At 72.3% G+C, this 20,567-nt stretch carries 16 protein-coding genes; 13 read left to right on the forward strand and 3 right to left on the reverse strand.

Annotation, left to right across the window (positions count from 1 at the left end; translation table 11 throughout):
• Window positions 1-83: 83 nt before the first annotated feature.
• Window positions 84-602: a cysteine dioxygenase gene (locus IE260_RS29750; RefSeq protein WP_189877424.1), complete on the reverse strand. Its 519-nt coding sequence runs from the start codon at window positions 600-602 to the stop codon at window positions 84-86.
• Between the two features lie 688 nt (window positions 603-1,290).
• Here IE260_RS29750 and IE260_RS29755 point away from each other — a divergent pair.
• From IE260_RS29755 to IE260_RS29765, 3 genes are all read left to right on the forward strand, one after another.
• A complete protein-coding gene (locus tag IE260_RS29755) occupies window positions 1,291-1,554 on the forward strand; it encodes a WhiB family transcriptional regulator (RefSeq protein ID WP_003975777.1) in 264 nt (87 codons plus the stop codon).
• Window positions 1,555-1,742: 188 nt separating this feature from the next.
• Window positions 1,743-5,432, forward strand: coding sequence for a glycosyltransferase family 2 protein (locus IE260_RS29760; protein WP_189877426.1), 3,690 nt, complete (start codon window positions 1,743-1,745; stop codon window positions 5,430-5,432).
• Window positions 5,429-6,928 (forward strand): DUF5719 family protein, encoded by a 1,500-nt coding sequence (locus tag IE260_RS29765; protein WP_189877428.1) that lies wholly within the window; start codon window positions 5,429-5,431, stop codon window positions 6,926-6,928. Before IE260_RS29760 ends, IE260_RS29765 begins: the two co-directional genes overlap by 4 nt.
• Before the next feature lie 268 nt (window positions 6,929-7,196).
• On the opposite strand, the gene IE260_RS29770 is transcribed toward IE260_RS29765, so the two are convergent.
• Entirely contained in the window at window positions 7,197-7,646 is a 450-nt protein-coding gene (locus tag IE260_RS29770) for a metallopeptidase family protein (RefSeq protein ID WP_189877458.1), read from the reverse strand.
• A 295-nt stretch (window positions 7,647-7,941) separates the two neighbouring features.
• Here IE260_RS29770 and IE260_RS29775 point away from each other — a divergent pair, with 295 nt between their 5' ends.
• From IE260_RS29775 to IE260_RS29815, 9 genes are all read left to right on the forward strand, one after another.
• The gene (locus tag IE260_RS29775) at window positions 7,942-8,364 is read left to right on the forward strand and encodes a DUF3499 domain-containing protein (protein ID WP_189877430.1); all 423 of its coding nucleotides are present in this window, start codon (window positions 7,942-7,944) and stop codon (window positions 8,362-8,364) included.
• A 133-nt stretch (window positions 8,365-8,497) separates the two neighbouring features.
• Window positions 8,498-10,114 (forward strand): L-lactate permease, encoded by a 1,617-nt coding sequence (locus IE260_RS29780; RefSeq protein WP_189877460.1) that lies wholly within the window; start codon window positions 8,498-8,500, stop codon window positions 10,112-10,114.
• Between the two features lie 79 nt (window positions 10,115-10,193).
• On the forward strand, window positions 10,194-11,558 hold the full coding sequence (locus IE260_RS29785; RefSeq protein ID WP_189877431.1) for a phosphomannomutase/phosphoglucomutase: 1,365 nt from the start codon (window positions 10,194-10,196) through the stop codon (window positions 11,556-11,558).
• Window positions 11,559-11,828: 270 nt separating this feature from the next.
• Entirely contained in the window at window positions 11,829-11,999 is a 171-nt protein-coding gene (locus IE260_RS29790; protein WP_014673093.1) for a Trm112 family protein, read from the forward strand.
• Window positions 12,000-12,066: 67 nt separating this feature from the next.
• Window positions 12,067-13,194, forward strand: a complete 1,128-nt coding sequence (locus tag IE260_RS29795; protein ID WP_189877433.1) for an SIS domain-containing protein — start codon at window positions 12,067-12,069, stop codon at window positions 13,192-13,194.
• 99 nt (window positions 13,195-13,293) lie between these two features.
• A complete protein-coding gene (manA, locus tag IE260_RS29800; RefSeq protein WP_189877435.1) occupies window positions 13,294-14,445 on the forward strand; it encodes a mannose-6-phosphate isomerase, class I in 1,152 nt (383 codons plus the stop codon).
• A gap of 142 nt (window positions 14,446-14,587) precedes the next feature.
• Entirely contained in the window at window positions 14,588-15,568 is a 981-nt protein-coding gene (locus tag IE260_RS29805) for a cation diffusion facilitator family transporter (protein ID WP_189877437.1), read from the forward strand.
• A gap of 335 nt (window positions 15,569-15,903) precedes the next feature.
• Window positions 15,904-17,361, forward strand: coding sequence for an adenosylhomocysteinase (ahcY, locus tag IE260_RS29810; RefSeq protein WP_189877439.1), 1,458 nt, complete (start codon window positions 15,904-15,906; stop codon window positions 17,359-17,361).
• Between the two features lie 154 nt (window positions 17,362-17,515).
• Entirely contained in the window at window positions 17,516-18,130 is a 615-nt protein-coding gene (locus tag IE260_RS29815) for a hypothetical protein (RefSeq protein WP_189877441.1), read from the forward strand.
• Between the two features lie 31 nt (window positions 18,131-18,161).
• On the opposite strand, the gene IE260_RS29820 is transcribed toward IE260_RS29815, so the two are convergent.
• A complete protein-coding gene (locus tag IE260_RS29820) occupies window positions 18,162-19,085 on the reverse strand; it encodes an RDD family protein (RefSeq protein ID WP_189877444.1) in 924 nt (307 codons plus the stop codon).
• Window positions 19,086-19,212: 127 nt separating this feature from the next.
• Between IE260_RS29820 and IE260_RS29825 the strand changes: the two genes are divergently transcribed.
• On the forward strand, window positions 19,213-20,217 hold the full coding sequence (locus IE260_RS29825) for a stage II sporulation protein M (RefSeq protein WP_189877446.1): 1,005 nt from the start codon (window positions 19,213-19,215) through the stop codon (window positions 20,215-20,217).
• The last annotated feature ends 350 nt before the right edge of the window (window positions 20,218-20,567 follow it).

Consider the following 20,567-nt stretch of genomic DNA (forward strand, 5'->3'; position numbering starts at 1 on the left):
GTGTGTCAGCCGCCGGGCCGACTCGTTGAGGGGTGGCGGCCGGGTGACGTGTGGGCCGGTCTTGCATGCGGTACGACAGTGCGTCAGGCAGTCGGCACGGCCGCGGCGTCCGCGCCGCGCGCCACGGCGGCCGAGCACTGCGGTGAGTGCATCGGCATCTCCGTCAGGCCCGGGTAGTAGATGTGCAGGCTGACCGCCGGCTCCAGCGCGTCGTTGACCACGTCGTGCACGTACCCCGGCGCGAACACCCGCTGCGCTCCCGCCCCGAGGGTGCGCGTGCCCCGCTCCGTGCGCTCGGTCAGGGCGCCGTCCAGCACGGTCAGCACGCCGGACGAGGGCCCGTGGTCGTGCGGTCCGCTGCCCTGGCCGGGCACCCACGACAGCAGCCACACCTCGTAGCCGGGGCCGGTGCGCACCCGGTGGTACCAGCGCGTCGTCGCGTCGTACCGGACGAGGTGCTCCCACTGGGAGCGGTCGGCGGCGATCTCACGGGCCAGGCCGGCGAACTCGGCGACGGTGGCCGGGTGCTCGCGCGGTGCCTGCAGGAGGTGGGGAACTTCGAGGATGTCGCCGGCGATCTGGAGGTCGCTGTCGCTGTTCATGGATGCGGTGGTTCCTCGGCGGAAGAGTGTGGGGGAGGAGCGAAGAGCGGAGCTGCGCCCTGGTCGGGCGAGACAGACGAACGGCCGGGTCGCGTGAACCCGAGGACAGCCGGAGCGCGGTCGGCTCAACAGCTGGAACAGCAACAACAGCTACAGCGAGCGCGGGCAGCACCGTGGGACCCGGCGGTGCGGGTCGAGGTGAGTGCCGAGTTCGCGAGCATGCCCACAAGGACACCGGGTCACACCTTCACTGTCAACTCGGTGCCCGTTATGTGGGACATGTTTCACCTCATCCGGTTCATCTCACAGGTGAAAGGTTTGCTCAGACGACTTCCGGGACACATGGCGCACAAGCCGGGCGCGCAAGCCTCGTTGCGATCCCGTGATCCGAATGTGATCCGGTTCGCTTCGGCGTGCCTGTCGGAACGAGATCGAACGCGAGGGCGTCCTTCCCCGTGCAGGCGCTGTACGGGGCCGGGGCTCTCGGGGGCCCGGTCGGTGTGTCAAGGTTTAAGTCGATTTGAACACTTTCCGCAGGGCCTTGGTTCCGCAGAGTGAATAAGGGGCCCAATAGCAGATCTCGGCTTGACTCGCCCGGAGCAGCACACTTGTAATTTCACTCGTGTCGTTCAGCCGGAATCGGTAACGACCGCATCACGGGGACGCGAAAGACAGACGAGGGGCGCACATGACCGAGCTGGTGCAGCAACTGCTGGTCGACGACGCGGACGAGGAACTCGGCTGGCAGGAGCGCGCACTGTGCGCCCAGACCGACCCCGAGTCCTTCTTCCCCGAGAAGGGCGGCTCCACCCGGGAGGCCAAGAAGGTCTGCCTCGCCTGTGAGGTCCGCTCCGAGTGCCTCGAATACGCCCTCGCGAACGACGAACGCTTCGGTATCTGGGGCGGCCTGTCCGAGCGCGAACGCCGCCGGCTGAAGAAGGCCGCCGTCTGACCTCGGTACGAAGCAGTACGGACACTTCCCTGCATACGCCGCGAACGGCCCGTCGCCGGTGGGTTGTCCACAGGCGGCGGGCCGCTGTGCGGGCCAGCCGATAGTGTGGTCGCTCGTCCGAGACGCCCCGCCACCCCCAACAGGCACGGGTGTCCACCGCAGTCCACCGAACCGGGGCCCGTACCTCGATGTCCGTGCACAGCCACACGGCAGCCCATCAAGACCTCGCTGCCACACCTGAGTTCCCGCGTCACGTGGTGACCGCGGTCCTCGTCTCCCACGACGGAGCCCGCTGGCTGCCCGACGCGCTCGCCGGGCTGCTCGGCCAGGAGCGCCCCGTCCAGTACGCCGTGGCCGCCGACACCGGCAGCGCCGACGACTCCGCCCGCCTGGTCACCGAAGCCCTCGGCGACGACCGCGTGCTGCACCTCGCCCGGCGCACCGGCTTCGGCCAGGCCGTCGAGGAGGCCACCCGCACCGCCCCCGTCCTCACCCCCGAGGACCTGCCGTACCTGAAGCGGCCCAGCGGCTGGGACCCCGTCACGCGCACGTGGCGCGACGACGCCTACGACCTGCCGGAGCTTCCGCACGGGGAGCCGGTGCAGTGGCTCTGGCTGCTGCACGACGACTGCGCCCCCGAACCCGACGCCCTGGCCCAGCTGCTGCGCGTCGCGGACAACGAGTACGAACTCGGCCGCGACGACGTCGCCGTCGTCGGCCCCAAGCTCCGCGGCTGGTACGACCGTCGGCAGCTGCTGGAGGTCGGCGTCTCCATCGCCAACTCCGGTCGCCGCTGGACCGGCCTGGACCGCCGCGAACAGGACCAGGGCCAGCACGACCACGTACGGTCCGTGCTGTCGGTGTCCACCGCGGGCATGCTGATCCGGCGTGACGTCTTCGAGCGGCTCGGCGGGTTCGACCGCCGACTGCCCCTGATGCGCGACGACGTCGACCTGTGCTGGCGCGCGCACGCCGCCGGTCTCCGCGTCCTCGTCGCCCCCGACGCGGTCGTACGACACGCCGAGGCGGCCTCGCGTGAACGACGCACCGTCGACTGCGCGGGCCGCACCGCCGCATCCCCGCACAAGGTGGACAAGGCCGGCGCCGTCCACACCCTGCTCGTCAACACCCGGGCGGCCGCCCTGCCCTGGGTACTGCTCCGCCTCGTCCTCGGCACCCTGCTGCGGACCCTCGCCTACCTCGTCGGCAAGGTCCCCGGACAGGCCCTCGACGAGATCCGCGGTCTGCTGAGCGTCCTGCTGCGGCCCGAACGCATCATCGCCGGGCGGCGGGAGCGGGGCCGGCCGCAGATCGACAAGGACGAGCTGCGAGCGCTGTTCCCGCCGCCCGGCGCGACCATCCGCGTCACCGTCGAGCAGGTCGCGGGCAACCTCGTCGGCCGCTCGGACCCCGAGGCCGCCTCGGGCGCCGGACGCCACGGCGGAGCCATCGAGTCCGGACCCGGCGGCGACGACGCCGACTTCCTGCAGGTCGAGCAGTTCGCCCGCCTCAAGCGCATCGCCCGCAGACCCGGCCCGGTGCTCTTCCTCGTCCTGCTGCTCGTCTCCCTCGCCGCCTGCCGCGAACTCCTCGGCGGCGGCGCCCTGGCGGGCGGTGCCCTGCTGCCCGCCCCGGCCGGCGCCGGCGACCTGTGGTCGCGGTACGTGGACGCCTGGCACACGGTGGGCGCCGGCGGCACCGCCTCCGCGCCGCCGTACCTCGCGATCGTCGCCGTACTGGCCTCCGTACTGCTCGGCTCCACCGGACTCGCCGTCACCGTGCTGCTGGTCTGCTCGGTGCCGCTGGCCTGCCTCACCGCGTACTTCGCCTCCCGGCCGCTCGTCCCCTCCCGGCTGCTGCGCGCCTGGGCGGCCGTCGCCTACGCCTTCCTGCCCGCCGCCACCGGCGCACTCGCCGGCGGACGCATCGGCACGGCCGTCCTCGCCGTGCTGCTCCCGCTCCTGGCACGCGCGGGCATCGCCGCCGCCGGCCTGACGAACGCCCCCGGTGTCCGCGGCAGTTGGCGGGCCACCTGGGCCTTCGCGCTGCTGCTGACTGTCGCCACGGCCTTCACACCCGTCGTGTGGCCCATCGCGCTGGTCCTGGGCGCCGCGCTGCTGGTCCTGCGCAGGGCCGACATCACGGCGTACGGGCTGCGGTTCCTCGCCCAACTCGGCACGCCGCTGCTGATCCTCGCGCCCTGGTCGCTGTCGCTGCTCCCGTTCGGGTTCTTCGAGGAGGCCGGCCTGGACCACGGCGCCTCGGCCGCCTCCGCCCTCGACCTGCTCGGCATGAGCCCCGGCGGGCCCGGCACGGTCGGCGGGCTGCTGCTCATCGGCATCGTGCTGGCCGCGCTCGCCGCCCTGCTGCGCTCCGAACGGCAGCTGGGCATCCGGACGGCCTGGGCCGTCGCCCTGATCGGTCTGGTCTTCGCGGTCCTCTCCAACCGCTCCGCCTGGGCCGGACCCGCGACCCTCGTCTACGGCCTCGCTCTGCTGTCCGCCGCGACCCTCGGCGCCGACGGAGCACGCGCGCGCGTGGCCGAGCAGAGCTTCGGCTGGCGCCAGCCGGTCGCCGCGCTGATCGCCCTCGCCTCGGCCGTCGGCCCGCTGGTCGCCGCCGCCGGCTGGATGGTCCGGGGCGCCGACGGGCCGCTGGAGCGGCGCGACCCCGTCCAGGTGCCCGCGTTCGTCGCCGAGGAGAGCCGGACCCGCGACCAGGCCCGCACCCTGGTCCTCGACAGCGACTCGGCCGCCCACGTGAGCTACATGCTGGTCCGCGGCTCCGGAGCCCGCCTCGGCGACGGCGAACTGGCCGACTCCGACGGCGGGAACAGCAGGCTCGACAAGGTCGTCGCCAACCTCGTCGCCGGTTCCGGCGCCGACCAGGCCGACCAGCTCGGCGGTTTCGCCGTGCGCTACGTCCTCGTCCACAAGGGCGCGCCCCGCGAGGTCACCCGCGTCCTGGACGCGACCCCCGGCCTCAGCCGGCTCAGCCAGCAGGACGGCAGCGGGCTGTGGCGTGTCGACCGGGAGGTCGCCCGCGCGACCATCGTGTCCGGCGACGGCTCCGGTGAGCCCGAGCCCGTCGCGGCCGGACCCGTCGAGATCCACACCGAGATCCCGTCCGGCGCCGAGGGCCGCGTGCTGCGCCTCGCCGACTCCGCCGCCGAGGGCTGGACCGCCACCCTGGACGGCAAGCCGCTCGGCCGCACCACGGTCGACGGCTGGGCGCAGGGCTTCGAACTCCCGGCCTCCGGCGGGAAGCTGGACATCACCTACGACGACCCGTTCGCCCACACCGCCTGGTTGTGGACGCAGGGCCTGCTCGCCGTCGTCCTGGTCGTCCTCGCCCTGCCCGGCCGGCGCCGCGACGTCGACGACGACCTGCCCGAGGAGCCGTTCGTCCCGGCGCAGGCCGCGACCGGCGAGGGGCGCCGGGCGCGACGCCTGCGGGCGCAGGCCGAGGCGGAGGCGGAGGCCGAGGCGCCGAACGCAGCCGACGGCACGGCCGACGCCGTGGAGCCGCCGTCCCCTCCGCAGGAGGACATCCCGGTCACGGTTCCCCAGCAGCAGACCTACGGCGAGTGGAACGCGGCGGGGCACGCGGGCACCGAGTACGGCTCGTACGGCACCTACGGCGGCGAGCAGTACCAGGACGCCCAGCAGTACGAGGCGGGCGCGTACGGACAACAGACGTACCAGGCGGACCCGTACCAGGGCGGCCAGTACGACCCGTACGCCTACGGCGACCCGTCCCAGGCCGGGACGTACGACCAGACGTACGGCCAGGGCGGTTACGACACGCCGTACGACCCGGCACCACCCCACCACCCCCACGGCACGGGCAGTGAGCGTCCCGACGGGAGCCAGCAGTGAACCGCACCACCCTGTCCCTGATCGCCGCCACGACCGCGCTCGCCGCCGTCACCGGATTCGCGGCGCTGGCCACGCCGGACGCCTCCGGCGCGGACACCGCCGGGGCAGCCGCCCGGCTGCCCGTGGAGCGCACGAGCCTGACCTGCCCCGCGCCCAGCGCCTCGGACCTCGCCGAGACCTCGTACACCTCGTTCACGCCCGTCACCAAGGGCACCGACGACAAGGGCGAGGCCGAACTGCTGGCCGCGAAGGCCGAGTCGGCCGCCGGGGACGGCGACAAGGCCGGCAAGCAGGACGAGAAGCCCGTCGTCCAGCCCAAGACGCCCGGTACGCCGGCCACCGGGGACACCTCCGGTGCCGACGCGCCGGCGCTCGTCGGCACCGCCGAGGGGAGGTTCGCGCCCGGCTGGACCGTGCAGCAGACCACGGAGGTCGCCGCGGGCACCGGCCGGGGACTGCTGGGCGTCAACTGCGCCGCCCCGGACACGGAGTTCTGGTTCCCGGGCGCCAGCACGTCGGCCGACCGCACGGACTACGTGCACCTGACGAACCCCGACGACTCGGCGGCCGTCGTCGACATCGAGCTGTACGGCAAGGACGGCGCCCTGGAGTCGACGGTGGGCGAGGGCATCACGGTCCAGCCGCACGCCAGTGAGCCCATCCTGCTGTCCACGCTCACCGAGGTGCAGCAGACCGACCTCACCGTGCACGTCAGCGTGCGCAGCGGGCGGGTGGGCGCCGCGGTGCAGGCCCTGGACGACAAGATCGGCGGCGACTGGCTGGCTCCGGCCACGGACCCGGCGGGCAACCTGGTGCTGCCGGGCATCCCCAAGGACGCCACGATCGTGCGCCTGGTGCTGTTCGCGCCCGGTGACACGGACGCCGACCTGAAGGTGCGGCTCGCCTCGCCGTCCGGGTCGATCACTCCCGCCGGGCACGAGACGGTGCACGTGAAGGCGGGCATGACGACCGGCGTCGACCTCGGTGACGTCACGCGCGGCGAGGCCGGATCACTGGTGCTGACGCCGACGGGCCGGTCCGTGCCGGTGGTGGCCGCGGTCCGGGTGGTGCGGGGCAAGGGCACCGAGCAGGAGACCGCGTTCATCCCGGCCACGGGCCCGGTCGGCGCGCGTGCGACGGCGGCGGACAACCGGGCCAAGGGCACGACCCTGTCCCTGGCCGCGCCCGGGCAGACCGCGAAGGTGAAGGTCACGGCGTCCGCGGGCAGCGAGGGCGGTACGGCGGTGGCGAAGACGTACACGATCAAGGGCGGCACGACCCAGAACGTCGAGGTGCCGGTCCCCGGCGGCCTCGAGGGCACCTACGCGCTGACGGTCGAGCCCGTGTCGGGCGGCCCGCTCTACGCGGCCCGCACCCTGACACTGACGGAGGACGACGACGTGTCGGCCTTCACCGTCCAGACCCTCCCGGACGACCGTGGAACGGTGTCGGTGCCGAAGGCGGAGGAGGACCTGTCGGTCCTGCAGCCCCAGTAGGGCGCCCTACCGGCCGCTCCGCGCCCACGAACAGCCGCATCACGGTCCCGCCGCGGGCGCCCGCACCGCCGTCCGCCGTCAGTCCGCGGGCAGTCGTGCCGCCTGGGGCGGCAGGAGTGGGCGCGGGCGGCACCCCGCCGACGCCGGGCTGGGCACCCGCCTCCGGCACCGATGCCGAGCGACGGGGCGAGTGCCGGGCCGCGCACCCGCCCCCCGCACCGACGCCGAGCAGCAAGACATCCGCCGACCACGGCTCTCGCCCGTCCCCTCAGTCCTCCCCGTACCGCGGATCCACCGTCTCCGGCGTAAGCCCCAGCAACTCGGCGACCTGCTCGACGACCACCTCGTGCACCAGCGCCGCCCGCTCGTCGCGCCCCTTCGTCCGGATCTCGACCGGCCGCCGGTACACGACCACCCGCGCCCGCCGCCCGTCCCGCGAGGGAAGCGTGCCACCGAGCGGTACCGCCTCGTCGCTCCAGACCTGCCCCGGCCCGTCCAGCCGCGGCACCTCCAGCACCAGGAAATCGATGTCGGCGAGCTGCGGCCACCGCCTCTCCAGCCGCTCCACGGAGTCCTGCACCAGATCCGCGAACACCTCGGCGCGACTCGCGGCGAGCGGTACCTGCGGCGGTGCGATCGGGCCGCGCATGCCCCGGCCGTGGCGATCACGACGGCGGGGCCCGGGGGCGGCGGCACGGGGCGTCACGGGGTTGTCCATCACTGCTGAAGGGTAGTCCCCGCCGGGTCCGCGCGCCGGACCGCACACGGCATGCCGGAACGCGCCGGAAGACCCCGTACCGCATGTCGCCGGATGACCATTCCAGCCAAGGTTGGGCTCAATTCCGTATCTCTCCGAGACCATGGATCTCACGGCAAATGGTGCTGTTTATGGCGAGTCGTGACCGGTTCCGAGATCGTTCAAGATCTCGAAAACGGGCGTCCGCCCAGGTCACCGGCACGTGTCGAGGGGGGTGTGTGGGGCGTTTCACACCACGACACGGAGGTGTGACCTGGTGGGGAGTCGTCGCGGCCCGCTCAAGAGTGCGGTACCGTCCAACGTCGTGAGCCCTGTACGTCGCTGTTCGCGCACCGCCTGCGGCCGTCCCGCCGTCGCGACGCTGACGTACGTCTACGCCGACTCGACCGCGGTCCTCGGCCCGCTCGCCACCTACGCCGAACCCCACTGCTACGACCTGTGCGCCGAGCACTCCGAGCGCCTCACCGCCCCGCGCGGCTGGGAGGTCGTCCGGCTCCTCGACGGGTCGGTCCCGGCCCGCCCGAGCGGTGACGACCTGGAAGCGCTCGCCAACGCGGTGCGCGAGGCCGCCCGCCCGCAGGAGCGCGCCGCCCAGGCCGGCGGCGGAGCGCGTACGGCCGACCCCATGGAGGTCGCTCGTCGGGGTCATCTGCGGGTGCTGCGCTCGCCGGACAACTGAGTCCTCCTGCCACTCGTTCCCCTTCCGTGCACACCTGTTGCTGCACACCCATTGACGTCTCCTTGTCGCGGACACGACCATTCCGAGTGCCGCGAGAAAACGCTTTCGCATGGCGGAATCCTGGGAGGCGCCCGTGTACGTCCAGGAACTGGAACCCGTCGCCGGCTCGCTCGGCGTGTCCGCCCTCGTGGCGGCCCTGCCCCTGGTGATCGTCCTCGTGCTGCTCGGCGGCGTCCGCATGAAGGCCCACCTGGCGGGACTCACCGGCCTCCTGGCGGCCGTGCTCGTCGCCTGGCTCGCCTACGGCATGCCGCTGGACCAGACGGTCTCCAGCGCCGCCCAGGGAGCCGTGTTCGGCCTCTTCCCCATCCTGTGGATCGTCGTCAACGCCCTCTGGGTCTACCGGATGACTGTCCACACCCGGCACTTCGACATCCTGCGCCGCTCCTTCGGGCGGCTGTCCGACGACCCGCGCATCCAGGCCCTGGTGATCGCCTTCTGCTTCGGCGCCCTGCTGGAGGCGCTCGCCGGGTTCGGGGCGCCCGTCGCGATCTGCTCCGTCATGCTCGTGGCCCTCGGCTTCGACCCGGTGCGCGCGGCCGTCGTGTCGCTGGTCGCCAACACCGCGCCCGTCGCCTTCGGCGCGATGGGCACCCCCGTGGTGACGCTGGCCCAGGTCACCGGGCTGCCGCTGGACGACGTCGCCTCCGTGGTGGGCCGGCAGACGCCCCTGCTGGCCCTCGTCGTCCCCCTCGTGCTGGTCGGTCTGGTGGACGGCCGGCGTGGACTGCGGGAGACCTGGGTGCCCGCGCTGGCGTGCGGAGTCGCCTTCGCGATCGCCCAGTTCGTCGCCTCCAACTACGTCTCCGCCCAGCTCGCCGACATCGGTGCCGCCCTGGCCGGCGCGGGCGCCCTGGTCGCCGTACCGCACGCGCGCCGGCCCGCCGCCGAGCCCGTACGGGCCTCCGTACTGACCGGTGCCCGCAGCGAGGAACTGGACGAGGAGGACCCGGGCCGGGAGGTGCTGCGCGCCTACGCGCCGTACGCGCTGATCGTCGCGATCTTCTCCGTCGCGCAGATCCCGGCGGTCAAGGACTGGCTGGCCCGCGCGACCCAGACGTACGACTGGCCGTTCCTGGACGTGGCCGACCCGGAGGGCAATCCGGTCGGCGGCAACGTCTTCTCCTGGCCGATCGTCTCCACCGGCGGCACGCTCGTGCTGATCGCCGGGGTGTGCACGGCCGTCGTCCTCGGCGTGCACGCGCGCGTGGCGGTCAGGGAATGGCTCGCGACCGTGCACGAACTGCGGTTCGCGATCCTCACCGTGACCTCCGTCCTGGCCCTCGCCTACGTCATGAACCTCTCCGGGCAGGCCGCCACCATCGGCCACTTCGTCGCGGCGGCCGGCGCAGGACTCGCCTTCCTGTCCCCGGTGCTCGGCTGGTTCGGCGTCGCCGTATCCGGCTCCGACACCTCGGCCAACGCGCTGTTCGGCGCCCTCCAGGTGACCGCCGCACGGGAGTCCGGACTGTCGCCGGAACTGCTGGCCGCCGCCAACAGCTCCGGCGGGGTGCTCGGCAAGATGATCTCCCCCCAGAACCTCACCATCGCCTGCGCGGCCGTCGGACTCGCCGGCCGCGAGGGCGACCTGCTGCGCAAGGTGCTGCCCTGGAGCCTGGGCCTGCTGCTGGTGATGTGTCTGATCGTGGTCGGCCAGTCCTCACCGGTGCTGGACTGGATGCTGCCCTGACCTTCCCGGACCGCACGGCGCCCTGTCGGTGCGTACGGGTAGTTTGTGGGCACCGACAGGACTTTCAGGAAGGTTGGCCGTGGCTGCTGATCTGTCGCAGATCGTGAAGGCGTACGACGTACGCGGTGTGGTCCCGGACCAGTGGGACGAGTCGCTGGCCGAGCTGTTCGGCGCGGCCTTCGTCGAGCTGACCGGCGCGAGCGCCATCGTGGTCGGGCACGACATGCGGCCCTCGTCGCCCGGCCTGTCCGGCGCCTTCGCGCGCGGCGCGGCGGCCCGCGGCGCCGACGTCACCGAGATCGGCCTGTGCTCCACCGACCAGCTGTACTACGCCTCCGGCGCGCTGAACCTGCCGGGCGCGATGTTCACGGCCTCGCACAACCCGGCCCGGTACAACGGCATCAAGCTGTGCCGCGCGGGCGCCGCCCCCGTCGGCCAGGACACGGGTCTCGCCGAGATCCGCGAACGGGTCGAGCGCTGGAGCGAGTCCGCCGCCCCCGAGCCGGCCGCCCGGCCGGGCACGGTCACGCGGCGCGACACCCTGGCCGACTACGCCGCCCACCTGCGCTCCCTCGTCGACCTCACCGCCATCCGGCCCCTGAAGGTCGTCGTCGACGCGGGCAACGGCATGGGCGGCCACACGGTCCCCTCGGTCTTCGCCGGCCTGCCTCTCGACCTCGTGCCGATGTACTTCGAGCTGGACGGCACCTTCCCCAACCACGAGGCCAACCCGCTCGACCCCGCCAACCTCGTCGACCTGCAGAAGCGCGTCCGCGAGGAGGGCGCCGACCTCGGCCTCGCCTTCGACGGCGACGCCGACCGCTGCTTCGTCGTCGACGAGAACGGCGACCCGGTCCCCCCGTCCGCGGTCACGGCCCTCGTGGCCGCCCGCGAACTCGCCCGCAACGGCGGCAAGGGCACGGTCATCCACAACCTGATCACGTCCTGGTCCGTGCCGGAGGTCGTGCAGGAGAACGGCGGGACACCGGTACGCACGCGCGTGGGCCACTCCTTCATCAAGGCCGAGATGGCCAGGACCGGCGCCATCTTCGGCGGCGAGCACTCCGCCCACTACTACTTCCGCGACTTCTGGAACGCCGACACGGGCATGCTGGCCGCCCTCCACGTCCTGGCCGCCCTCGGCGGACAGGACGGCCCGCTGTCCGGCCTGGTCGCCCAGTACGACCGCTACGCCGGCTCCGGAGAGATCAACTCCACCGTCGCCGACCAGGCGGACCGCCTCGCCGCGATCCGGGCCGCGTACGAGGGCCGCGACGGCGTCACCCTGGACGAGCTGGACGGTCTGACCGTCACCACCGCCGACTGGTGGTTCAACGTCCGCCCCTCCAACACCGAGCCCCTGCTGCGCCTGAACGCCGAGGCACGCAACGAGGCGACGATGACGAAGGTGCGCGACGAGGCCCTGGCGATCATCCGGGCGTAGCCGCGGGCAGCAGTGCCTCCTCCGTGCCCGAACGGCCTCGGAGGTGCCCCGGGGCGGCACGGGTGGCCGATGGGGTCTCCCCGCTCGGGCGCAGCCGAGAGCGGGGGGAGACACTGCGCGCAGCGCCGCGCTGCGCGACCCGGCCCCCCGGGCACCGGAGCCCGGTGCCCACCCCGCCGTACGCCCCGACACGCGCCCTTGGTCGGCGGTACCCTGACCAGCACATCCGCAACAAGAACAAGCCGCCCCACCGCCCGAAGGGAACCCCCCATGCCGCTCGAAGCCGGCCTCCTGGAGATCCTCGCCTGCCCGGCCTGCCACGCCCCCCTCAAGGAGCAGGACACCGAGCTGATCTGCACCGGCCAGGACTGCGGCCTGGCGTACCCGGTCCGCGACGGCATCCCCGTCCTCCTCGTCGACGAGGCCCGCCGCCCCGAGTGACCACCACTCGGTACCGACCACCCGGCACCCAGCGCAACCGCCGCCCCGGCGATCGGAGACTGCCGCCATGCTCGACGAATCGCTGCTCGACGCCCCCGACGGGCTCGCGGAGGCCGACCGCCGTGGCCTCCTCCGCGGTGCCGCCGAGGCAGGTGCCCGCGTGCGCACCGCCGCCCGGCACGCCGCCGAGGCCGGCATCGCCGGCCTCCGACCGGACGGCCGCCCCCGCGCCGTCCTGATCGCGGGCCCCGGTGCCGCCGCGACTCACGCCGCCGACTTCCTCGGCACCCTCGCGGGCGCCGGCAGCCCGGTCACCCGTCTGGTGCCCACCGGGGTCGCACCCGCCGCCGGTGCCCTGCGCTGGGAGCTGCCCGGCTGGGCCGGCTCCGTCGACCTCCTGCTGGTCGCCACCCCCGACGGCACCGAACCCGGTCTGTCCCTGCTCGTCGAGCAGGCCTACCGCCGCGGCTGCACGGTCGTCGCCGTCGCTCCCGCCCGTTCCCCGCTCAGCGAGTCGGTCAACGGCTCCCACGGCCTGTTCGTCCCGATGGCGACCGCGCCCTACGACCAGGACGAACCCGTCGCCGGCGCCGCCCCCGGCGTCCTGTGGGCGCTGCTCACCCCGCTCCTCGCGCTCCTGGACCGCGCCGGCCTCCTCACCGCCCCGCCCGACGCCCTGGAGAAGGTCGCCGACCGCCTCGACCAGGTCGCCGAACGCTGCGGGCCCGCCATCGCGACGTACAGCAACCCCGCCAAGACACTGGCCGCCGAGCTCTTCGAGGCCCTGCCGGTCATCTGGACCGAGGGCACCTCGGCCGGTCCCGCGGGCCGCCGCTTCGCCGCGGCGCTCGCCGAGCTGTCCGGCACCCCGGCCGTCGTCGCCGAACTGCCCGAGGCGCTCGCCGCGCACAGCACCCTGCTCGCCGGCCGGCTCGCCGCGGGCGCCGACCCCGACGACTTCTTCCGGGACCGCGTCGAGGAGACACCCGCCCTGCACGCGTGCGTGGTGCTGCTGCGCGACCGCCCGGGCGGCGGCCTCACCGCCGCGCCCGCCGCCCGTGACCTCGCCCTCGGCCACGACACGCCGATCAGCGAGATCGAGCCGGAGGCGGGCGGGGAACTGGAGAGCCTCGCCGAACTGATCGCCATCACGGATTTCGCCGCCGTTTACCTGGCGCTCGCCTCGGGCGCCTGATCTCGTACGCAGCGGAAATCACGCGACCGTACCGAGACACGCAACGCGCACACGCGCCACGCAACCGCGCAACGCACCAAGAACCGGCAGAGAGAGCCCATGGACCGCCTCGACAACACCATCCGCCCCTACGCCTGGGGTTCCACCACCGCGATCCCGAAGCTGCTGGGGACCGAGCCGACCGGCGAACCGCAGGCGGAGATGTGGATGGGAGCCCACCCGGGCGCCCCCTCCCGCACCGGCCGGGGAACCCTGGCCGAGGTCGTCGACGCCGACCCGGAGCGGGAGCTGGGCCCCGCCGCCGTCGCCAAGTTCGGGCCTCACCTGCCCTTCCTCCTCAAGCTCCTCGCCGCCGGAGCCCCGCTCTCCCTCCAGGTCCACCCCGACCTGCGACAGGCCATGGAGGGTTACGAGGACGAGGAGCGCCGCGGCGTCCCCCTGGACGCCCCGCACCGCAACTACAAGGACGCCAACCACAAGCCCGAACTGGTCTGCGCCCTCACCGAGTTCGACGGGCTCTGCGGCTTCCGGAACCCGGCCGACGCCGCCGGCCTGTTCGACGGACTCGGCGTCGCCTCCCTCAAGCCGTACGTCGACCTGCTGCACGCCCACCCCGAGGACGCGGCCCTGCGCGAGGTCCTCACCGCGATCCTCACCGCCGACCCCGAGGAGATGTCCCACACGGTGACCGAGGCCGCGGCCGCCTGCGTCCGCCTCGGGGGTGCCTACGCGCCCTATGCCGACATCGCCCACCACTACCCGGGCGACCCCGGCGTCCTCGCCGCGATGCTCCTCAACCACGTCCGGCTCCAGCCCGGCGAGGCCATGTTCCTCGGCGCCGGCATCCCGCACGCCTACCTCAGCGGGCTGGGCGTCGAGATCATGGCCAACTCCGACAACGTCCTGCGCTGCGGCCTGACCCCCAAGCACGTCGACGTCCCCGAACTGCTGCGCATCGTCCGCTTCGAGGCCGGCGACCCCCGCGTCCTGCGCCCGGAGGCGTCCCCCGACGGCGAAGAGGTCTACGAGACCCCGATCGACGAGTTCCGCCTGTCCCGGTACGTCCTCCCCGAGGGCGGCGCCACCCACGACCTGACCCTGCTCACCCCCCAGATCCTGCTCTGCACGGCGGGCGCCGTACGGGCGGGGGACCACGAACTGACCCCCGGCCGGTCCGTCTTCGTCCCGGCGGGCGAAAAGGCCGAAGTGTCCGGGACCGGCACGATCTTCCGGGCCACCGTGCGTCTCTGACGTGAGCACGGCAGCCCGGTCGGGCACACGCATGCCGGACGGGACTGCAACAATGACCCACCGCAAAGGACGGGCAAAGCCGATCACCGGCCGGCCCGGACGGCGTACGTAGGCAGACGAAGGCGAAGGGACAACGCGACACATGAGCGCGTCAGGCGGCACCAAGGCGATCGTGGCGGCACTGGCCGCCAACCTCGCGATCGCTGTATCGAAATTCGTGGCGTTCCTCTTCAGTGGTTCGTCGTCGATGCTCGCCGAGTCCGTGCACTCGCTCGCGGACTCCGGCAACCAGGCCCTGCTGCTCGTGGGCGGCAAGCGCGCCCAGCGCGCGGCCACCCCGCAGCACCCGTTCGGCTACGGCCGCGAGCGCTACATCTACGCCTTCCTCGTCTCCATCGTGCTCTTCTCGGTCGGCGGCATGTTCGCCCTCTACGAGGGCTACGAGAAGATCAAGCACCCGCACGAACTGGAGCACTGGTACTGGCCGGTGGGCGTCCTGGTCTTCGCGATCATCGCCGAGACCTTCTCCTTCCGGACCGCCATCAAGGAATCCAACGTCCTGCGCGGCCGGAGGTCGTGGAAGGAGTTCGTCCGCCACGCCAAGGCGCCCGAACTGCCGGTCGTCCTCCTCGAGGACCTCGGCGCGCTCGTCGGCCTGATCCTCGCCCTCGGCGGTGTCGGCGTGGCCCTGCTCACCGGCGACGGCGTCTGGGACGGCATCGGAACCCTGTGCATCGGCGTCCTGCTCATCCTGATCGCCCTCGTCCTGGCAGCAGAGACCAAGTCCCTGCTGCTCGGCGAGTCCGCGGGCGCCGACGAGGTCCAGAAGATCCAGACCGCGATCGTCGCCGGTGAAACCGTCACCGGCGTCATCCACATGCGCACCCTCCACATCGGCCCCGAGGAACTCCTCGTCGCCGCGAAGATCGCCGTCCGCCACGAGGGCACCGCCACCGAGATCGCCACCGCCATCGACGCCGCCGAGGCCCGCATCCGCGAGGCCGTGCCGATCGCCCGCGTCATCTACCTCGAACCGGACATCTACAGCGAGTCCGAGGCGGCCAGGGGCGCGGACCCGGAGGCCACTCCCGGCGGCCCGAGCACCCATCCCACCGGTCACTGACACCCGTAGACCCTCTGCTCACGGGGCCCGCCGAACCTTTCGGCGGGCCCCGTGAGCGTTCGACAGCCACTCCGATCACGCTTCGTGATCGGCCTGATGTGTTCGGAGGCGGACTGGGGACGGCGGGCGCCGCCGGTGTAGCTTGGGACGGAGCCAGACGTCGCTGCTGATGGCGGTCGGGCGGCCCACCGCGGGCCGACCGAGGGAGAGAGGGCCTCCGACGGACTGCGCTGCGCGCACGCGGGCATGCCTGTGTCCTCTTCTGGGCACCCCTGTGTCCGCCGCCGCGCAGGTCAGCCGTACCCACCTCGACCCAACCCGAGGAGCAGCTCGTAATGACGACTGTCGAAAACCGCCAGGACTTCAAGGTCGCCGACCTTTCCCTGGCCGAGTTCGGCCGCAAGGAGATCACCCTCGCCGAGCACGAGATGCCCGGCCTCATGGCGATCCGCAAGGAGTACGCCGAGGCCCAGCCCCTCGCCGGCGCCCGCGTCACCGGCTCCCTGCACATGACCGTGCAGACCGCCGTACTCATCGAGACCCTGGTCGCGCTCGGCGCCGAGGTCCGCTGGGCCTCCTGCAACATCTTCTCCACCCAGGACCACGCCGCGGCCGCCATCGCCGTCGGCCCGAACGGCACGCCCGACAACCCGCAGGGCGTCCCGGTCTTCGCCTGGAAGGGCGAGACCCTGGAGGAGTACTGGTGGTGCACCGAGCAGGCCCTGACCTGGCCGGACAGCCCCACCGGCGGCCCGAACATGATCCTGGACGACGGCGGTGACGCCACCCTCCTCGTCCACAAGGGCGTCGAGTACGAGAAGGACGGCAAGGTCCCCTCGCCCGACACCGCCGAGTCGGACGAGCACCGCGTCATCCTCGAACTGCTGACCCGCACCCTGGGCGAGAACCCCCAGAAGTGGACCCAGCTGTCGTCGGAGATCCGCGGCGTGACCGAGGAGACCACGACCGGCGTCCACCGCCTGTACGAGATGCACCGCGAGGGCACCCTCCTGTTCCCGGCGATCAACGTCAACGACGCCGTCACCAAGTCGAAGTTCGACAACAAGTACGGCTGCCGCCACTCCCTCATCGACGGCATCAACCGCGCCACCGACACCCTGATCGGCGGCAAGACCGCCGTCGTCTGCGGCTACGGCGACGTCGGCAAGGGCTGCGCCGAGTCCCTGCGCGGACAGGGCGCCCGCGTGATCATCACCGAGATCGACCCGATCTGCGCGCTCCAGGCCGCGATGGACGGCTACCAGGTCACGACCCTCGACGAGGTCATCGACAAGGCCGACATCTTCGTCACCACGACCGGCAACAAGGACATCATCATGGCCTCGGACATGGCCAAGATGAAGCACCAGGCCATCGTCGGCAACATCGGCCACTTCGACAACGAGATCGACATGGCCGGCCTCGCCAAGATCCCCGGCATCGTCAAGGACGAGGTCAAGCCCCAGGTCCACACCTGGACCTTCCCCGACGGCAAGGTGATCATCGTCCTGTCCGAGGGCCGCCTGCTGAACCTGGGCAACGCCACCGGCCACCCGTCGTTCGTGATGTCCAACTCCTTCGCGGACCAGACGCTGGCCCAGATCGAGCTGTTCACCAAGCCCGACGCGTACCCGACCGACGTCTACGTGCTGCCCAAGCACCTCGACGAGAAGGTCGCCCGCCTCCACCTCGACGCGCTCGGCGTCAAGCTGACCACGCTCCGCCCCGAGCAGGCCGACTACATCGGCGTCAAGGTCGAGGGCCCGTACAAGCCGGACCACTACCGCTACTGAGCCCGCACCGCTCCGCGGCTCGCCGCGAGCGCGTCCGTGCACTGACGCGCTCCGCGGCGGCAGGTTCTCCGAGTCAGGCCCCCGCACCCCCGTGCCGGGGGCCTGCCCCGTTGGCGGACCAGCGGCCGGATCACCCGTCAGGACCAGGACCACCATGCCCCGCGGCCGTTATTCGCTCCACGATCCGCACGATCACACCCCCCTCGCGGAAGAACACTTCCAGTGCGCCACCGGCCCCTCCGGCTGGCGCTACGTCTCCCAGCTGATCACTCCGGCCGGGGACCACCACGGCTCCGTCGACCTCGCCCTCGACGAACTCGGCCGCCCCATCCGCCTCGAACTCCATGCTGCGAACTGGCAGGTGCGCGGCGCCGCCATCGACGGCGTCACCTGGGTCCGTACCGACCCCACCGGGATCCACGCCACGGAAGGCAATGTGCGCGCCCACGCCTTCACCGGCACTTCTCCGGCATTCCTCGTCGCCACCGCCCGTCTCCTGCGCCTCACCCCCTCCGGATCGGCCACCCGCGTACGCCTCGTCGCCTTCACGGACCCGGTCCTCGCCCCCCGTACCGTGGACCAGTCCTGGGCCCTGCTGAACACAGAAGCACACGCCACTGACAACGGCCCCCTCACCGTGGACGAATACCAGGTCACGGCCCTGGACACGGGCGAGCAGCACACCGTGCACATCTCCGGCGACGTGGTGCTCGCCGCCCCCGGCATCGAACTGGAGGACCTGGAGACACCGCCGTCCGTCTTCCCCTGAGCAGCACCGGGGCCTGCCGGTGACGCGGCCGCTAGGCCGGTGGCGCGAAACCGGTGGACGAGCCACCGCTCGACGGCACGTCCTGCGGCACCGCCGGCGCATTCGGGCCGGGGCCACCGCCCTGCCGGGGCGCCACGGCGGGCGCCGCCGGGTGAGCCGCCGACGGTGTGGACGACGGCGCCGGCGCGGAAGCGCCCGGTACCGCGCCGCCCCCGAAGGCCCGCCGGGCCTCCCGGGCCTGCCGTTCTTGCAGCACCGCGGCCAGATACGCAGCCGGCGGCACACCCTGCGGCGCCGGAGCCCCCGTACGAGCCGCGACGTCACCGGCCAGCCGCTCCGCCATGGCCCAGCCGACCTGGGGATCCAACTGCCCCATCCGCGTCAGGTACTGGCGCACGGCGAGCCACAGGTCATCCGGAACCGCCGACAGATCCACGCCCGAGAACCGGCCCGCCAGCCAGGGCGGAGGCGGCGGCAGGAAGCCCGCCGGCGCGACCGGCACCCGCTCCCGCACCACCAGGGTCCCCGCGAACACATCACCGAGCCGCCGCCCACGTGCCGACACCAGCGAGGCGACACAGGCCACCACACCGAACGTCATCAAAATCTCGATCACCCCGATGAGACCCCGCACCAGCGCATGCCGGAACCGGATCGGCCCGCCGTCGTCCCGCACCACGCGCAGCCCGCATGCCATCTTCCCGAGCGACCGCCCGTGGCTCAGCGTCTCGACCGCGATCGGCAGACCCACCAGCAGGAGCACGAACGCCGCGATGGACAGCGCGGTCTGCGCCGCCTCGTCCAACGAGGACGTGGAAGCCACCAGCCCGATCGTGACCGCCACATAGACGGCCACGGCCACCGCAAGATCGAGCAACACGGCCAGCGCCCTGCTCGGCAGCCTCGCCGGACGCAGTTCCAGCGCCACCGCCTCGCCCGTCACCAGCTCACTCACGCCTGCCGCCTTCCCCTGGCCTGCCCCCGACACCGCCAGTCTGCCAAGCTGAGGACGCACCGCGCCGCAGTAGTACGACAAGCTGATCCACGACGAGCCGCCGACGACAGCCGAGGAGCAGGCACCGATGGACCTCGACGTCTTCGTCTCCGCCCACCGCGCGGAGTGGGACCGCCTCGATGCCCTGCTCCGCAGGCGTCGCCTGACCGGCACCGAGACCGACGAACTCGTCGCCCTCTACCAGCGCACCGCCACCCATCTCTCCCTGATCCAGTCCAGCGCCCCCGACCCGCAGCTGACCGGACGGCTCAGCCAACTGGTGGCACGCGCGCGTAGTGCGGTGACAGGCACCAGGCGCGCCACCTGGCGCGACGTCACCCACTTCCTCACCCGTGGGTTCCCCGCCGCCGTCTACAGAGCACGCCACTGGTGGGTACCCACCGCACTCCTGTCCACCGCCGTCGCGGCTCTCCTCGGCTGGTGGATAGGCACCCACCCCGAGGTGCAGTCGACCATCGCCGCCCCCGCGGAACTGCGCGAGCTCACCCGCCCCGGCGGCCAGTACGAGACGTACTACTCCACCCACCCCGCGGCGTCCTTCGCCGCCCAGGTCTGGACGAACAACGCCTGGGCCGCTGCCCTGTGCCTGATCCTCGGCGTCTTCCTGGGACTCCCGGTCATCTGGATCCTCTTCCAGAACATGCTCAACCTCGGTGTCGGCTTCGGCCTCATGTCGTCGGCCGGCCGTCTCGACACCTTCCTCGGCCTAGTCCTCCCGCACGGGCTGCTCGAACTGACCGCCGTCTTCGTGGCCGCGGGCACAGGCATGCGACTCGGCTGGACCCTCATCGACCCGGGCCCGCGCACCCGACGCACCGCTCTCGCCGAAGAGGGCAGAGCCGCCATCGGCATGGCGATCGGCCTCGCCCTGGTCCTGTTCGTCTCCGGCGCCATCGAAGGCTTCGTCACGCCGTCCGGCTTGCCCACATGGGCCCGCATCACCATCGGCGTGGTCGCTGAACTGGCCTTCCTCGCCTACGTCTACGTCCTGGGCGGCCGCGCGGTGCGCGCCGGCGACACGGGCGACGTCGAGGCCGCCGAACGGAGCGCGACCGTGCCGACGGCCGCGTGATGTGCGCACACGCCCGATGAGCTGCTAGTCTCCTCTTCGCCCCGCAGGAGCCGTTGACACGGCGCTGGCGGGGAGGTAGATTCGAACAGTTGCCTGGAGGTGGGGGTCACCCCCACAGTGCAACAGTTGAGAACCTATCTACTTCCCGGGTCACCGAATCCGAGGAAGCCCCCCGATGAATCGGAAATGAACGGCTGGTCAAACCGGCCCGGAACTTCTGATAAAGTCGGATCCGCCGGAAAGGGAAACGCGAGAGCGAGAACCTGGAAAGCACCGAGGAAATCGGATCGGAAAGATCTGATAGAGTCGGAAACGCAAGACCGAAGGGAAGCGCCCGGAGGAAAGCCCGA

It is taken from the genome of Streptomyces viridiviolaceus (genome assembly GCF_014650995.1).
Lineage (GTDB): Bacteria > Actinomycetota > Actinomycetes > Streptomycetales > Streptomycetaceae > Streptomyces > Streptomyces viridiviolaceus.

What these genes read in the sequence shown, in the direction of transcription:
- IE260_RS29825 (WP_189877446.1), top strand. Translation starts at nt 19,213, where the DNA reads ATGGACCTCGACGTCTTCGTCTCCGCCCACCGCGCGGAGTGGGACCGC.
- IE260_RS29790 (WP_014673093.1), top strand. Translation starts at nt 11,829, where the DNA reads ATGCCGCTCGAAGCCGGCCTCCTGGAGATCCTCGCCTGCCCGGCCTGC.
- IE260_RS29805 (WP_189877437.1), top strand. Translation starts at nt 14,588, where the DNA reads ATGAGCGCGTCAGGCGGCACCAAGGCGATCGTGGCGGCACTGGCCGCC.
- IE260_RS29755 (WP_003975777.1), top strand. Translation starts at nt 1,291, where the DNA reads ATGACCGAGCTGGTGCAGCAACTGCTGGTCGACGACGCGGACGAGGAA.
- ahcY (WP_189877439.1), top strand. Translation starts at nt 15,904, where the DNA reads ATGACGACTGTCGAAAACCGCCAGGACTTCAAGGTCGCCGACCTTTCC.
- IE260_RS29815 (WP_189877441.1), top strand. Translation starts at nt 17,516, where the DNA reads ATGCCCCGCGGCCGTTATTCGCTCCACGATCCGCACGATCACACCCCC.
- IE260_RS29795 (WP_189877433.1), top strand. Translation starts at nt 12,067, where the DNA reads ATGCTCGACGAATCGCTGCTCGACGCCCCCGACGGGCTCGCGGAGGCC.
- IE260_RS29760 (WP_189877426.1), top strand. Translation starts at nt 1,743, where the DNA reads ATGTCCGTGCACAGCCACACGGCAGCCCATCAAGACCTCGCTGCCACA.
- manA (WP_189877435.1), top strand. Translation starts at nt 13,294, where the DNA reads ATGGACCGCCTCGACAACACCATCCGCCCCTACGCCTGGGGTTCCACC.
- IE260_RS29770 (WP_189877458.1), bottom strand. Translation starts at nt 7,646, where the DNA reads ATGGACAACCCCGTGACGCCCCGTGCCGCCGCCCCCGGGCCCCGCCGT.
- IE260_RS29750 (WP_189877424.1), bottom strand. Translation starts at nt 602, where the DNA reads ATGAACAGCGACAGCGACCTCCAGATCGCCGGCGACATCCTCGAAGTT.